Source organism: Nocardioides eburneiflavus, from assembly GCF_004785795.1.
GTDB classification, from domain to species: Bacteria; Actinomycetota; Actinomycetes; order Propionibacteriales; family Nocardioidaceae; genus Nocardioides; species Nocardioides eburneiflavus.
Window position 1 is genome coordinate 891,977 of sequence record NZ_SRRO01000001.1, and the last position, 14,562, is coordinate 906,538.

General features: G+C 70.7%; 11 protein-coding genes. 4 read left to right on the forward strand and 7 right to left on the reverse strand.

Annotation, left to right across the window (positions count from 1 at the left end):
* Positions 1-26: 26 nt before the first annotated feature.
* The 3 genes from EXE59_RS04235 to EXE59_RS04245 form a co-directional block, all read right to left on the reverse strand.
* On the reverse strand, positions 27-4,709 hold the full coding sequence (locus EXE59_RS04235) for a S8 family serine peptidase (RefSeq protein ID WP_135837779.1): 4,683 nt from the start codon (positions 4,707-4,709) through the stop codon (positions 27-29).
* Positions 4,710-4,902: 193 nt separating this feature from the next.
* The gene (locus EXE59_RS23645) at positions 4,903-6,087 is read right to left on the reverse strand and encodes a hypothetical protein (protein WP_168218402.1); all 1,185 of its coding nucleotides are present in this window, start codon (positions 6,085-6,087) and stop codon (positions 4,903-4,905) included.
* Positions 6,088-6,125: 38 nt separating this feature from the next.
* Positions 6,126-7,484: an MATE family efflux transporter gene (locus tag EXE59_RS04245; protein WP_135837780.1), complete on the reverse strand. Its 1,359-nt coding sequence runs from the start codon at positions 7,482-7,484 to the stop codon at positions 6,126-6,128.
* Between the two features lie 557 nt (positions 7,485-8,041).
* Between EXE59_RS04245 and dnaB the strand changes: the two genes are divergently transcribed.
* Positions 8,042-9,922 (forward strand): replicative DNA helicase, encoded by a 1,881-nt coding sequence (dnaB, locus tag EXE59_RS04250; protein ID WP_425464508.1) that lies wholly within the window; start codon positions 8,042-8,044, stop codon positions 9,920-9,922.
* A gap of 3 nt (positions 9,923-9,925) precedes the next feature.
* Here the strand turns inward: dnaB and EXE59_RS04255 are convergent, their stop codons facing one another.
* The 4 genes from EXE59_RS04255 to EXE59_RS04270 all read right to left on the reverse strand — a co-directional run bounded on the left by EXE59_RS04255 (position 9,926) and on the right by EXE59_RS04270 (position 12,021).
* Positions 9,926-10,828 carry a patatin-like phospholipase family protein gene (locus EXE59_RS04255; RefSeq protein WP_135837782.1) on the reverse strand — a complete coding sequence of 301 codons (903 nt, stop codon included), beginning with the start codon at positions 10,826-10,828 and terminating at the stop codon, positions 9,926-9,928.
* A gap of 79 nt (positions 10,829-10,907) precedes the next feature.
* Positions 10,908-11,141 carry an anti-sigma factor gene (locus EXE59_RS04260; protein ID WP_135837783.1) on the reverse strand — a complete coding sequence of 78 codons (234 nt, stop codon included), beginning with the start codon at positions 11,139-11,141 and terminating at the stop codon, positions 10,908-10,910.
* The gene (locus EXE59_RS04265) at positions 11,138-11,782 is read right to left on the reverse strand and encodes an RNA polymerase sigma factor (protein WP_246056490.1); all 645 of its coding nucleotides are present in this window, start codon (positions 11,780-11,782) and stop codon (positions 11,138-11,140) included. The genes EXE59_RS04260 and EXE59_RS04265 overlap by 4 nt, the downstream gene beginning before the upstream one ends.
* Positions 11,783-11,787: 5 nt before the next feature.
* Complete coding sequence (locus EXE59_RS04270; RefSeq protein ID WP_135837785.1) at positions 11,788-12,021, reverse strand: hypothetical protein; 234 nt, start codon at positions 12,019-12,021, stop codon at positions 11,788-11,790.
* Between the two features lie 174 nt (positions 12,022-12,195).
* Here EXE59_RS04270 and EXE59_RS04275 point away from each other — a divergent pair, with 174 nt between their 5' ends.
* The 3 genes from EXE59_RS04275 to EXE59_RS04285 are packed head-to-tail and all read left to right on the forward strand — an operon-like array spanning position 12,196 to position 14,458.
* On the forward strand, positions 12,196-12,612 hold the full coding sequence (locus EXE59_RS04275; RefSeq protein ID WP_135837786.1) for a hypothetical protein: 417 nt from the start codon (positions 12,196-12,198) through the stop codon (positions 12,610-12,612).
* On the forward strand, positions 12,609-13,241 hold the full coding sequence (folE, locus tag EXE59_RS04280) for a GTP cyclohydrolase I FolE (protein ID WP_246056492.1): 633 nt from the start codon (positions 12,609-12,611) through the stop codon (positions 13,239-13,241). Before EXE59_RS04275 ends, folE begins: the two co-directional genes overlap by 4 nt.
* Entirely contained in the window at positions 13,238-14,458 is a 1,221-nt protein-coding gene (locus tag EXE59_RS04285) for an NAD(P)/FAD-dependent oxidoreductase (protein ID WP_135837787.1), read from the forward strand. Before folE ends, EXE59_RS04285 begins: the two co-directional genes overlap by 4 nt.
* Positions 14,459-14,562 lie beyond the last annotated feature (104 nt).

Genomic DNA, 14,562 nt, shown 5'->3' on the forward strand with positions numbered 1-14,562 from the left:
TGTCGTTCAGGTGAGGATCACCTCGATCAGTCCTTGACGACCCTGATCTTCAGCTTGTCCTTGCTGCCGAGCACCGCGGCGTCGCCGAGGTACTCCACCTTCACCTTGATCTTGCCGACCCTGGTCGCCTTCGGCAGCTTGAGACGGACCTTGCCGTACTCGTTGAGCGTCAGCGTCCAGGTCTTCTTCTTGAGCGCACCACGGACCGTCACCTCGACCGTGCCGGTGGGCACGACCTTGGGGGCGGACACGGCGATCCTGAGCTTGGCCCTCTTGCCCTTCTTGATCACCTTCGGCGCGTCCACGTCGATCCGCGACTTCACCTTGACGACGTCGCCCACCACCAGGTTGACCGGCGACGAGGTCGCCGCCGCGGTGGTGCCGTCGCCGAGGTACTTCGCGACCACCGGGAAGGTCCCGGCCGTCGTGAAGCCCGTGAGCGTGGCCGTGGCCTTGCCCGTGGTGTCCAGGGTGCCGGTGCCCGCCAGGCGGGTGCCGGCCCAGAACTCGACCGTGCCCGTGGGGGCGGTCGGGCCCGTGCTGAACACCTGGGCCGTGGCCGCCGTGGTGGCACCCGTGTCGATCGTGGTCGGGTTGAGCGACAGCGCCACGTTGGCGCCGACCGCGGAACCCTTGATCTTCACGGTGTGGCTGACCGACACGGGCTTGGCGCCCGGGTTGTCGGTCGTGTGGACGACCTTGTTGGTCAGGTCCTTGACACCCACGGTCGGGTCGACGGTGACCTGGTAGCTGAAGCTCGCCGACTCGGCCTCCGGCTCGGAGTAGGTGGCGCAGATGTTGAGCCCGTCCTCGATGACGGTGCTTGCGTCACCCGCGTTCACCAGGGCGGCACCCACGGAGCCGTTGGCGTTCTCCGTGCCGATGGTGACGCCCTCGAGGAGGGCGCCCGTCTCGACGTTGTCGTAGGCGAAGACGAGGTCGTTGCTGCCGGTGAAGGCGAAGACCTCCATGTCCAGCGAGCCTCCCTCGCCGGCCTCGTCGCCGTAGAGACGCATGTCGTCGAACTCGACCACTGCCACGTCGGGACCCGCGGTCGCGAGCGAGACACCCGCGTTGGCTGCCTCGTCGTAGCGGATCTGCATGTCCTGCCACAGCATCGCGGCGAGGTTGTTCGGCGCCAGGGCGTTCGGCACCGACTGCGGGTTCCACGGCTGCCCGCCGTAGCCGGAGCCGTAGACCAGGAACCCGTCGTCGCTGAACCGCAGGCCGTTGTAGGCCTCGCCGTAGAAGCCGTACGCGCGGCTGGCGAACGCGGAGTAGGTGACGGTGTCACCGGTCTCCTCGTCGTAGCCGATGTCCGGCAGCGTGGTGATGGCGCCGTCGCTCGCCGTGAGGAGGTCGACGTAGCCCGGGCCGAACGGCGTCTGGCAGGACGGGTCCTGCGCGCTGGTGGTCAACGTGTAGTTGCCCTCCTCGCCGAAGGTCGACTCGAGGTCACCGCTCCACGACACCACGCCGTCGGCGAAGGTGGCGCCGTCGGTGGCAGAGCCCTCGACGTACGTCGTGCCCTCGGGCAGGGCGTCGGTGATGGAGTAGGTCACGTCCTCGCGCGAGACGTTGGGCGCGACGTCGACGGTGTAGGTGATGGTGTCACCCGGTGCCGCCTCGTCCACGTCGGCCGTCTTGGTCACGTCGTCCTCGACGCGCTCGACCGTCACCGGCACGACGCCGATGTCGCCCGGGGTGGCCGGCGAGGTGCCCAGGGTCAGCGTGCCGTGCCAGGTCTCCCCGGCGTCCATCCCGCTCTCGTCCCAGAAGGTGCGGATCGAGAAGGGGGTGGCGGCAGGCAGGGCGCCCTCGGGGCCCTCGGCGCGCAGGTTGCCCTGGTCGCCGGCGACCACGGCGGTCACCAGGTCGGTGGTGTCGGTGCCACCGGCCGTGGAGGCCTCCCAGTTCTGCACCAGGACCCAGTAGGTGCCCGGCTCCGGGTCGGCGATCTCGATGACCTCGTCCGAGCCCGCGCTCGCACTCATGGCGATCTCGTTGGCCGCGGAGATCTCGCCCGTCCCGACGTAGAGGTCGAAGTCGGGCGCCGTCGGGTTCTCCAGCTTGGCGATGAGGCTCGTGGCGCCGGCGGGCACCTCGAGCATCTCGACGTGCGTGCCGTTGCCGTCGTAGGGGTCGGTGTTGGTGCTGTCCTCGGCGATCGCGAGCTCGACGCGGTCCTCGGGGACCAGACCGCTGGCGTCGATCTGCAGGTCGCTGATGGCGATGGCCTCGAAGCCCGACTCCACCTGGGAGCCGGCGTCACGACGGGTGGTGATGTCGATCGACTCGGGGAGCACGCCGGCCGACGGCAGGACGCCGACGGGGAGGTGCGCCTCCGGTGCCTCGGAACCGGCGGGCGGCGTCAGCACCAGGGTGCCGAAGAGCCACTCGTCGGTCGCCACGCCGGCGTCGAGGGTCGCGGTGACGGTGACGTCGGCGGTGCCGCCGTCGGTCAGCGCGACGGTGTCGACGTCGGTGTCGAGCGTGATGCCCTCGGAGATGTTCTCCACCGACACGGTCCACGTGCCGGCGCCGGTGGCGGTGCCGGTGAGCGTACGGGTCCACTCACACGTCTGCAGGCACTCGTCGTCGGCCATGCTGGCCGTGTTGAGCTCGCGGACGTCGCCGCCGCTCGCCGGGTTCGCGGCGAGGTAGCCCGCACGGTCCTCGTCGAGCACGAAGCCGGCCTTGGCGGCGCGACGGAGCTCGATGCGTCCCGAGCCCATGTCGAACCAGTCGGCGGCGGTGCCGTCGGAGTCGGTGATGTCGCGCTCCGAGGTGGTCATCAGCGCGGACTGCGCCTCGGCCGGGCTCCACTGCTCGGCCTCGGGGACGTCGAGCTGCATGCCCCTGAGGAGCGTGAGCGCACCCGCGGTGTGCGGGCTGGCCATCGAGGTGCCCGAGATGAACTCCCAGACGACCTCGTTGTCCGCGCCGGCCGCGGCGAGGATGTCCACGCCGGGAGCCGAGACGGACGGGCTGATCATCGACACCGCGCGGTTGGGGCCGCGGCTGGAGAAGGCGGCCATGATGTCGCCGTTCGCGTCGTTGATGTCCTCGACGGCGCCGGAGAGCGCCGCCTCGGTGCCCGCGTTGGCGGCCATGAACGCCCGGAGGGCCTGGCCGTCGGCGTAGCTGATGTGTGCCGTCGGCAGGGCGTGCGCGTCGCCGTTGAGCGAGTTGCCGCTGGCCTGGTCGTTGGCGAGGATCATGCCCTCGGCGTTGAGCCCGGCGACGACCTCGCCCTTCTCGACGCGACCGGTCACGCCGCGGTTGCAGATGACGATCTTCCCGGTCAGGTCGGTGCCGGTGGGGAACTTGCCCACCTCGCACAGCGAGTTGTTGTTGATGGTCGCTGCGTCGACGACCGGGAACGCGCCGTCGGTAGGGCCGGAGAGGCCGGCGCCGGCGATGTCGTCCAGCGTCGCACCACCGTCGGCGGCGATGTCGACGACCGAGGAGACGTACTTGCGGTCGTGCGTGGTCGCACCGACCGTCGTCATCCACGGCACGTCACCGGGGCTGCCGAGGGTGGCGGCGCCGGGGCCGGCGTTGCCGGCGGAGGTGGCGACGTGGATGCCGGCCTCGCGGGCGTTGAGGAACGCGACGGCGTCGGTGTCGGTCCAGGGGTTGGACGCGGCCGAGGAGCCGATCGAGTAGTTGATCACGTCGACGTCGTCGATGATCGCCTGGTTGATGGAGGCCAGGATCGAGAAGCCCTGGCAGCCGCCGTCGCAGACGTCGTAGCCGATGATGTTGGCGTGGGGCGCGACACCCTTGATCTGCCGGGTGACGGAGAACTCGCCGCCCTCCGCGTAGGCGGTGGCGTCGACCTGGTTGCCGGCCGTGGTGCTGCCGGTGTGGCTGCCGTGGCCGTCGTCGTCGTAGGGGTCGTCGAACGGGTCGCCGCCGGCTGCGGGGTTCTCGAAGTTGTAGTAGCCGATCAGCTTGTCGTTGCAGCCCCAGTCCGCGACGTACTGCGCGGTGTTGGCGGGGTCGCACATGCCGAGGTAGTTGCCGGCGCCGAGCGGGTTGGTGTGGTCGTAGCCGTCGCCACCCTGCTCCACGGGCACCACGTCGGCGAACGACGGGTTGTCCGGGTTGAGGCCGGAGTCGAGGATGCCGACGACGACGCCCTCACCCTTGTTGCCCTCGAAGGCCGCGGGGACGTTGGAGCCGTCCCAGATGGTCGGTGCTCCGATCCACTCGGGGCCCTTGTCGGTGGTGAGCTCGCGCTCGAAGTCGACCTGGACGGCGGCGACGCCGTCGAGGCGGGAGACCTTCTGCGCCTGCGCGCGGGTCAGCGTGACCGCGATGCCGTTGATCGCCTCGGTGTAGCGGTAGAGCACCTTCGCGCTGCCGCCGGTGACGTCGGAGATCGACGAGACCAGGTCGGCCTGCTCGGACTTGAGCTCCGAGCGGTAGGCAGACTCCGACTGCGTGCCGGCCTCGCCGCGGCTCTCGGCGCTGGCGCGGGTCGGCACGGCAGGGGCGTCCAGCTGGACGATGTAGGTCTCGGCCTTCGTGCCGGTGCCCAGCTCGAGCACCGTGCCCTTCTTCAAGGCCTGCGCGGGTGAAGCCTTCGCGGGCTTCAGGGTGCCGGGGTCGAGGTCGGCTGCGTTGGCAGCCGTCCCCCACGGCACGAGTAGTGCGGCAGCGACGCTGGTGGCAGCGCCTGCCGCGATGGTGCGACGGATCACGCGGATCTCCCGTTCGACGAGACTGGTCCGACCGCATGACGACGCGCCCCGAGAGCGAATGCGTACGTCATCCAGGCGGGATGAGGTGTGAAACCCCTGTATCTGAAGTCACACGTGGGGCGCCTGTCAACGAAAACCGCGTCTGAAGATTCTCTCGTGACGGAGACGTGACCCCGCAGTGTCTCCGTACGCGTCAGCGTGAGGGCCGCGGACCGTCCGTCCGGGTGGCGGCTGGGAAGCGGTCGGGCCTGGCCACGACGGCGTCGAGGACGACGCGCCTGTTGCTCAGCGACTCGATCACGATCCGGCCCGACCGGACACCGGAGTAGCGGTCGATGACGACGACCTGACGCAGGGCGGCCTTCGGGCCGGAGAGGTCGACGACGTGCCACGCGCGCCTGCCGACCCGTACCCGCACCTTGCCGTGGCGCGGGCCGCGCGGGGCGATGAGCCGGAGCTCGCCGACCATCGTCCGGGGCAGGACGAGCCGGGCGCCGCGCCGCGAGGCAGCGAGCGCGTCCCCGCGGAAGAAGCCCGCGCCACGGACCTTCGTCCAGCCGCGCTGGCGGGCGAGGTTGCGGGGGACGAAGAACTCGACCGGCTCCGACCAGGCGCTGGTGTTGCCGGCGGCGTCGACGGCGCGCGCGGCGAACCGGTGCCGCCCGGCCCGCGGGTCGGCGAGCTCCCACCGACCGGCGGAGCAGGCGACGGGTCGGCCGTTGTCGGTGCACTCGATCGTCGAGCCCGCCTCGCTGCTGTTGAGCCGGATCGGCACCCCGGCGCCGGTGACCACCGGCTGGGTGGGGGTGATCTCGTCGTAGGACGTGGAGGTCACGAAGACGAAGGGCGCCCGGGTGTCCTGGCCCCAGCGGACGATGGCCGGGGTCGGGTCGAGGTCGGGGGTGTCGGCGACCGCGGGGGGGAGCAGCGGGTTCACGTCGGGGTTGCGGCCGGCGTCGCCGAGGTCGACGGCGCGCGCCTGGAAGACGTAGGTCCCGGCGGGGGCGTCGGGCAGGTCGGCGTAGGTCACGGGGCTGGTGCAGGTGCGCCAGTCGTGGGCCTGCGGGCCGCCGGCGAGGGTGCACTCGAGGCCGAACGGGCCGGCGTCGGCGTCGGAGACCTGCGGCTGCACGGTGAAGGTCATCGTGGAGACGGCGAGCATGCCGGCGGCGTTGGGCGTGGTGGACGCGGCGAGGGTGGTGTCGGGCGGCGTGCTGTCGTCGCAGCCGTTCTCCAGGATGCTGGGCGCCGTCTCGTCGACGCACCCCGGCTCGGCGGCGGCGGGTGCGGCTCCCGCCAGGGGGACGAGTGCCCCTGCGACGAGCGTGACGATCCCCCACCGGACTGCCAGCCGGACGGTTGCACGCTGCTTCTCCACCTGACCCACCTCGGACCCTCCCTGGTCGTGATGCCTGCTCAACGAGCCGACCTCGCTCCGGTCACGAGCCACCGGTCACCGCGTGCCCGCCGCGACAGCAGGACCCCGCGCGCGCCCATGAAGACGAACGCCATCGCGACCCAGACCGCGACCAGGCCGTGGGGGAGGGTGGCGGCCCAGAGCGCGGCGGGGGCGTACGCCGCGAGCACGACCAGCCCGGCCCACGCGAGGTAGGCGCCGTCGCCGGCGCCGATGAGGACGCCGTCGAGGACGAAGACCATCCCGGCCAGCGGCTGCCCGAGCGCAGCGACGAGCAGGACCGGCACCAGCTGGTCCCGCACCGCGGGGTCGGTGGTGAACAGGGCACCGATGAACGGGGCGACCGCCGCGAGGGCGAGCCCGGCCACGAGCCCGCTGCCCCAGCCCCACCTCACCATCCGGCGGGTGAGCCGGCGCGTGCCGTCGACGTCTCCGCTGCCGAGGGCCCGCCCGGTGAGCGCCTGCGCGGCGATCGCGACGGCGTCGAGGGCGAAGGCGAGGAAGCTCCAGAGGGTGATGGCGATCTGGTGGGTGGCGACGTTGACGTCGGTGGCCTGGGTGCCGACCCGGGTGGCGGCGTACGTCCCGACGAGCAGGCAGGCGCGCAGCGCGATCGTGCGGACGACGAGCGCGACGGCGGCGTGGGCGGCTGCGGCGATCCCGGCGCGGTCGGGGGCCAGGGGCGCGTCGTGCTCTCGTGCCGCGCGCACGACCACGACGAGCAACCAGGCGGCGCTGAGCACCTGCGCGAGGACCGAGCCGATGGCCGAGCCCGCGATGCCCAGGTCGAGGCCGTAGACGAGCACGACGTTGAACACGATGTTGAGGCCGTTGCCCACGACGGCGACCAGCAGCGGCGTACGGGTGTCCTGCAGGCCGCGGAGCACGCCGGTGGTGGCGAGCATGACGAGCAGCGGCGTGGTGCCGAGGAAGGCGATGGCCAGGTAGGTCTCGGCGTGGTCGGCGACCTCCGCGCCCACGCCGAAGGCGCCGACCAGGGTCGGCGTGAGCACGATGCCGAGGGCGGTGGCGAGGGTGCCGATGAGCACGGCCAGCCAGACGCCGTCGACGCCCTGGGCGAGGGCGCCACGGAGGTCGCCGGCGCCGAGGTGCCGGGCCACGCTCGCGGTCGTGCCGAAGGCGAGGAAGACACACAGCCCGACGACGGTCTGGAGGACGACCGCGGCGACGCCCAGGCCGGCGAGCTCCGGGGTGCCGAGGTGGCCGACGATCGCGGCGTCGGAGAGCAGGAAGAGCGGCTCGGCGACCAGCGCGAGGAAGGCGGGCACGGCCAGGCGCAGGATCTCGCGATCGGTCTCGCGGTGGGTCGCCCGCTCACGCTCTCGGTCGGTCGTCACGTGTGGAACTCTAGGAACGACGGCCGACGACGACCGTGCCGGACCGGATACCGGTCGGTTCCGCTCGCGTACATAGTCCCTTCGGACTACCTGTGAATGGCCGTGTGGATGACGTGCCGGGGGCACCGGTCACGGCGGGTCGCCGACCGAGCGGACGGCATCTTCCAGATGACGGACAGGTGAACGACCTGTGCGGGCGTGTATTTCTCCTCCACAGGCTGTGCGTCGTGTTTTCGCAGGTCAGACGCGTCATGCTCGGCATTTCCAAGCTCGTGTCCACAGGCTCGTCCACGTCGTGTGCACCACGGCGTGCGTGTCGTCCACGCTCGTCCGCAGGTTCTCCACAGAGCCTGTGGACAACTCTGCCGCGCTGGCTTCCCCTGGGCCGTCGCGAGGACGTACGGTCTCGCGCGGACGCCGAGCAGGAACGGGCTCACGGGCGGGGTCCGACGCGGCTCGCCGGGCGCAGGTCACCGGCGGTGTCGGTGGTCGTGCCTACCGTCGAGGACGGTGGGTCGTGAGTGGGTCGTGGGTGGCACGAGATGGAGGAGCGCGGAGTGAGCATCGCCTTCGAGGGGGACACCGACGAGGCCTGGGGCGACGGCCCGGCGGCCTACGAGCCCGGCCAGTCGCCGCGCTCGGCGGGTGACCGTACGCCTCCGCAGGACAACGCCGCCGAGCAGAGCGTGCTCGGATCGATGCTGCTGTCCAAGGACGCCATCGCCGACGTCGTCGACGTCATCAAGGGCGTCGACTACTACCGCCCGGCCCACGAGGTCATCCACGACTCGATCATCGACCTCTACGGTCGCGGCGAGCCGGCCGACCCGATCACCGTGGCCGCCGAGCTGCAGAAGCGCGGCGAGCTGGTCCGCGTCGGCGGCGCCCCCTACCTGCACACCCTCTCGGCCAACGTCCCGATCGCGGCCAACGCCGGCTACTACGCCGAGATCGTGCGCGACAAGGCGATCCTGCGCCGCCTGGTCGAGGCCGGCACCCGCATCGCCGCCCTCGGCTACGCCGGCGAGGGCGAGATCGACGACGTCGTCGACAACGCGCAGGCCGAGGTCTACAAGGTCACCGACCGGCGCGCGGCCGTCGACTACGCGCCGCTGAGCGACATCATGAGCGGCGTCCTCGACGAGATCGAGGCGATCGGCAACCGGGAGGCCGGGCTCTACGGAGTGCCCACGGGCTTCGCCGACCTCGACGACCTCACCAACGGTCTGCACTCGGGCCAGATGATCATCGTCGCGGCGCGACCCGCCATGGGCAAGGCGCTGGCGCTCGACACCCCGCTCCCCACCCCGACGGGCTGGACGACCATGGGCGAGGTGGCCGTGGGCGACGAGCTGTACGACGCGCAGGGGCGGCCGACCCGGGTGGTCGCTGCGACCGACGTGATGCTCGACCGGCCGTGCTACGAGGTGACCTTCTCTGACGGCTCCGTGATCGTGGCGGATGCCGAGCACCAGTGGTTGACCACGCCACTGTCGGGTCCGGCGGCGGCACTTGAGGACGATCGTGGAGTTCCTGTGTCATCGGGTGACTCGCAAGCTCCACGATCATCGGTCACGACGACCGAGGTCCTCGCTCGTACGCTCGATCGGACCCACACGGTCGCGATGCCCGACGGCACCGTGGTCAAGGTGGAGTCGGTCGGTGCTGTTGCCTCCGTGCCCGTGCGATGCGTGCAGGTCGACAACGAGGACCACCTCTACCTGGCCGGTCCCACGGGGATCCCGACGCACAACTCCACCCTCGCCCTCGACTTCTGCCGCGCGGCGTCGATCCACAACAACCTCACCAGCGTCTTCTTCAGCCTCGAGATGACGCGCTCGGAGATCATGATGCGCCTGCTCTCCGCCGAGGCGAAGGTGCCCCTCAACCACATCCGCAACGGCACGATGCGCGACGACGACTGGGAGAAGCTCGCCCGCAAGATGGGCCAGGTGTCGGGGGCGCCGATGTTCATCGACGACAGCCCCAACATGACGATGATGGAGATCCGGGCCAAGGCGCGACGCCTCAAGCAGCGCCACGACCTCAAGCTCATCGTCATCGACTACATGCAGCTGATGAGCTCGGGCAAGAAGGTCGAGTCCCGCCAGCTCGAGGTCTCGGAGTTCTCCCGCAACATCAAGCTCCTCGCCAAGGAGCTCGAGTGCCCGATCATCGCGCTGTCCCAGCTCAACCGTGGTCCCGAGCAGCGCGGCGACAAGCGACCGATGATGAGCGACCTGCGTGAGTCGGGCTCGCTCGAGCAGGACGCCGACATGGTGATCCTGCTCCACCGCGACGACGTCTACGAGAAGGAGTCGACCCGCCCCGGCGAGGCCGACCTGATCGTGGCCAAGCACCGCAACGGCCCGACCCGCGACCTCACCGTTGCCTTCCAGGGCCACTACTCACGGTTCGTGGACATGGCCCAGGGCTGAGTGTCAGCCCCGCTGTTGTCGAGCTCCAGCCACCAAGTCGCGTGCGGCAGTGCTGCGGTGCGTGTGCGTCGACAGGAATCGCTCAGGTTCCGGGAGGTCGACGTTGCCGGCGGCGATCCACTCCTGGGAGACCTGCCGCGAACGGGCGATGAGCTCGTCGCCGTGGCTGAAGTCCGCTGCCGAGATGGTCAGCGGACACAGGGGAGGTAGGATCTTCAGCGTCGCTGCCGTTGCGAACTCGGCCACCTCACGGGCAAGACGCTGCTGCATGAGCAGCGCGAGGGCATGCAGCGCTGCTCCGATTGCGGAGCACGGTGGCGTGGGCAGCGCACACGAGGTCCCCGCGGGGAGTACGTAGATGATGGTCGCGCCCAGGTCGAAGGCTTCGGTGACGCCCGTGTGTGGGGCGACACCGCCGTCGATGAGGTGACGGCCGCTGTGGGTGATGGGCGGGAAGATCCCGGGGATGGCAGCACTTGCCAGGACCCCGGTCACCAGCGGTCCGTCGGAGAGCCTGACATTCTGGCCGGTGAGAAGCTCTGCGGTCACCAGGTGCACAGGGATCCTCGCCTCCTCGAGCGTGTCGATGCCGGCGTGGCGGGCAACGAGCTGGCCCAGGCGGTCCGGAGCGGTCAGGCTCGGGCTGCGCCCCAAGATCCCCCTCAGTGCGACGCCGAGCTGGAGCGGGAAGACGTCGCGGCGCGTGAGCCGGCCCCAGACCTCGGCGAGACCGGCGAGGGAGTCAGCCGAGGCTCCATGCGCAGCCACCCAGGCCGCGTTCATCGCGCCCACAGAGGTGCCGACCAGTAGGTCGGGTTCGATGCCGTGAGCCGCGAGCGCCTGCAGCATTCCGACCTGGACGGCTCCCAGGCTGCCCCCGCCGGAGAGGACGAAGGCCGTGGTCATCGGGGGCTCCGACCCATGGCTCAGCTCCTCGGTCTGTGTCGTCGCAGGCGGCATCGCTCCGCGCGGTCTGCACGGGTGGTCAGCCGGCGTCTTGGCCCAGGAACTCCTGGAGGGTCTCGGCTTCCTCGGCACACGCCCCGCACCCGGCCAGGTGGGCCTTCATGGCGGCGTCCTCGTACTGCGGGTCCGCGATTCGCCGCTCGATGTACACGTCGATCGTCGCGAAGCAGTCGTCGCAGGAGAGATAGGGACTGGTGTCTGCCAGCAGGCCACGGATCGTCTCGGCGCTCAGGTCGCGGGTCGGGTCGGTCATGGTGTGCTCCGGTGCGTGCGGTTCTCAAGATGGCCGCTGTCGGTGAGCGCCGCCCGCATTCGGCGGCGGGCGTCGTGCAAGGTCTTGTAGAGGGCGTTGCGGGTGCTGCCCATCCGGTCGGCCAGCACGTCGATCGGCACCTCCTCCACGAGCAGCGCCAGCACCACACGTCGCTGGTGTGGTGTGAGCTCGCTGGCGATCGCAGCCCGCACGGCCCGGGCCAGCTGTGCGCCCTCGCTGTGCATCTCCGGGCCCGGCGAGCTGTCGACCAGGGCGATCGTGTCAGGGAGGGGGACCTCTCGGTGCCGCCACGCCTGGCGGCGCACCGCGACGCCCGCGTGCAGCACCCCGAACTTGTAGGCCCAGGTGCTGAAGCGGCTGCGTCCCTCGAAGGTGCCCAACTGACGCAGCACCGCGACCAGGGCGTCGTCGGCGGCCTGCTGGGCCAGATCCTCCAGCTCCCCGGCGCCGGCTCCCGGCAGCAGATTGCGCAGCCGCCAGACCTGGTGCCGGGCAGCGCGCAGCAGCAGCTGGTGAAGGTGTCCCAACGCCTGCTGACCGGCTGGGCCGTCATCGGTCAGGTCGCTCAGCCACGCGTCATCCGAGGGCGGAGGCAACACGTCCGGGGTGGTCGGGTTCACAGTGGTCACGGTGCCATCTCCCGAGGAGACGGTGCCACGATCCGCACAGCGAGATCTGGCGGGCAGCCGCGGTCGACCAGCAGCAGCAGCGCATGGAGATCGAAGCGCGAGTCGGAAGCCACGGTGTCGGCCAACGCGCCGGGGAACCCCGCTTCGAGCAGCCGGTGGCGGCGCCAGGACTGGACGTCGATCGGCGGCCCGCCAGTGCCGCGGGACGCCTGCGGCTCGTGAACGGTCATGTCCTGTTGGTGTCGCCACGCGGGCGGGTTCTTACCCGAGAGTCTCGGCCCGGTAAGAAGCCCGCGCCGGGCGAACACCAACCAGGTCATCACCGTGTCGCGGGGGTAGCGCGCCCTCGCTGCACCAGGAGCTCGAAGACGACCCGTTCAACGACCCAGAAAGGTACCCATCCAATGGTCACCACCGCCCCCAACACGCAGAGCACCCGAGCCAGCCTCGGTGCCGACCGCGCCTTCCTCCTGCTGCGCACCGTGTTCACCATCGCCCCGATCGCGTTCGGCCTGGACAAGTTCGCCGAGCTGCTCACCGACTGGGAGCAGTACCTCGCACCCTGGATCAACGACCTGGTCCCCGGCAGCGCTCACGACGCGATGCTGGCCGTCGGCGTGGTCGAAGTCGTGGCCGGCATCGCTGTCGCCCTCGCCCCCCGCTACGGCGCAGTCCTGGTGGCCGGCTGGCTGGCCGGCATCATCCTCAACCTGGTCACCATGGGCGAGTACTACGACGTCGCCCTGCGCGACTTCGGCCTCCTCATCGCCGCACTCGCCCTCGCGGCCCTGGCCTTCGACCGCCACAAGGCAGCGGCGTGAACGGCACCACCGCACTGGCTCGGGACAGTGCAGCGCCCCGACGGTGGCGGCCGCGCGTCACGCACACGCGGCCGCAGGTGGACCCGGCGGCGGCCGAGGAGGCCGCCGCCTGGCTCCTCACCGCACTCGGGCTGGACCTCGAGAACGAGAGCCTGACCGCCACGCCGCGCCGGATGGCGCAAGCGCTGATCGAGATGACCAGCGCACCCAGCTTCGACCTCACCACCTTCCCCAACGACGAGGACTACGACGAGCTGGTCCTGGTCCAGGACATCCCGCTGCAGTCGCTGTGCGAGCACCACATGCTCCCCTTCGTCGGGGTCGCCCACGTCGGCTACCTCCCCGGCGACCGGATCCTCGGACTGTCCAAGCTCGCTCGCATGGTCGAGCACCACGCCCGCCGCCCACAGACCCAGGAACGCCTGACCAAACGCATCGCCGACCATCTCCAGGACGCGCTGGAACCCTGCGGCGTCGGCGTCGTGATCGAGGCCGAGCACACCTGCATGACCTTGCGCGGTGCCCGCACCCCCGGCACCCGCACCACCACCTCCGCACTGTTCGGCCGGTTGCGCGACGACGCACGCAGCCGCGCTGAGTTCCTCGCCCTCACCCGGAGCACGCCATGAACATCGTCATCGTCGGAGCCGGGCTGGCCGGCGTGAACGCCGCCGAAGAGCTCCGAGTCCAGGGGCACACCGGCGACATCACCCTCATCGGCGCCGAACCGCACCCGCCCTACGAACGGCCGCCGCTGTCCAAGAGCCTGCTGTTGGGCGCCGCCGACCCCGACTCCACGTTCGTCCATGACAGTGCCTGGTACGCCGAGCACCAGGTCGACCTGCTCACCAGCACGCCTGTCACCGACATCGACCTGGACACCCGCCGGGTCACTCTCGCGGACCGGCAGCTGCCCTACGACCGACTCCTCCTCAGCACCGGAGCCCAACCGCGTCACCTGCCGATCGCAGACCGATCAGGCGCCGACGTCGTCTACCTCCGCACCCTCGATGACGCCCTCGCTCTCAACGCCCGCCTCGCAGGCCACGTCCTGATCATCGGCGCCGGCTGGATCGGCCTCGAGGTCGCTTCCGCAGCCCGGCAGGCGGGAGCCACTGTCACTGTCGTCGAGAACGCCCCGCAACCGCTGGCCACTGTCCTCGGCCCCCTCGTGGCACCGATCTTCGCCGACCTCCACCGCGAGCACGGCGTCGACCTGCGCCTCGACTCCTCGCTCGCAGCCATCGACCACACCGCCGGCCGCACCAGCGTGCGGCTCTCCGACGGTCATGAACTCGTCCCCGACCTGATCCTGGTCAGCATCGGTGCCGAACCCGACGACCAGCTGGCAGCCAAGGCCGGCCTCGGCACCGACCACGGCATCCTGGTCGACGCCGACCTCCGCGCCAGCGACCCCCACGTCTACGCCGCCGGCGACGTGGCGAACCACGACCACCCCCTCCTCGGCCGGATCCGCGTCGAACACTGGGACACCTCCATCCATCACGGTCGCCACGCCGCCCGCAGCATGCTCGGCCACGACCAGCCCTACGCCCGCCAGCCCTACTTCTTCAGCGACCAGTACGACCTCGGCATGGAGTACGTCGGCCACGTCGGCCCCGACGGCTACGACGACGTGGTCGTCCGCGGAGACCTCCACCAACGCGTCTTCACCACCTTCTGGCTCCGCGGCACCACCGTGCTCGCTGCCATGCACGTCAACGACTGGGACGCGATCGAGGCCATCCGTCACATCGTCGCGGCACCCACAGTGGACGCGACTGCCCTCCGAGACGCCAGCGTGCCGCTGGACTCCCTGGTCGGCGAGGCCCGTGGCCGGGAGTAGAAGCCGACATGGCCGACCTGGCGCCGCGCGGGGGGACTCGACCCGGGACGTGACGCAGGTGCGCCGAAAAGGTTCGTGACTCCGCGTCACGGCCCGGGGCCACC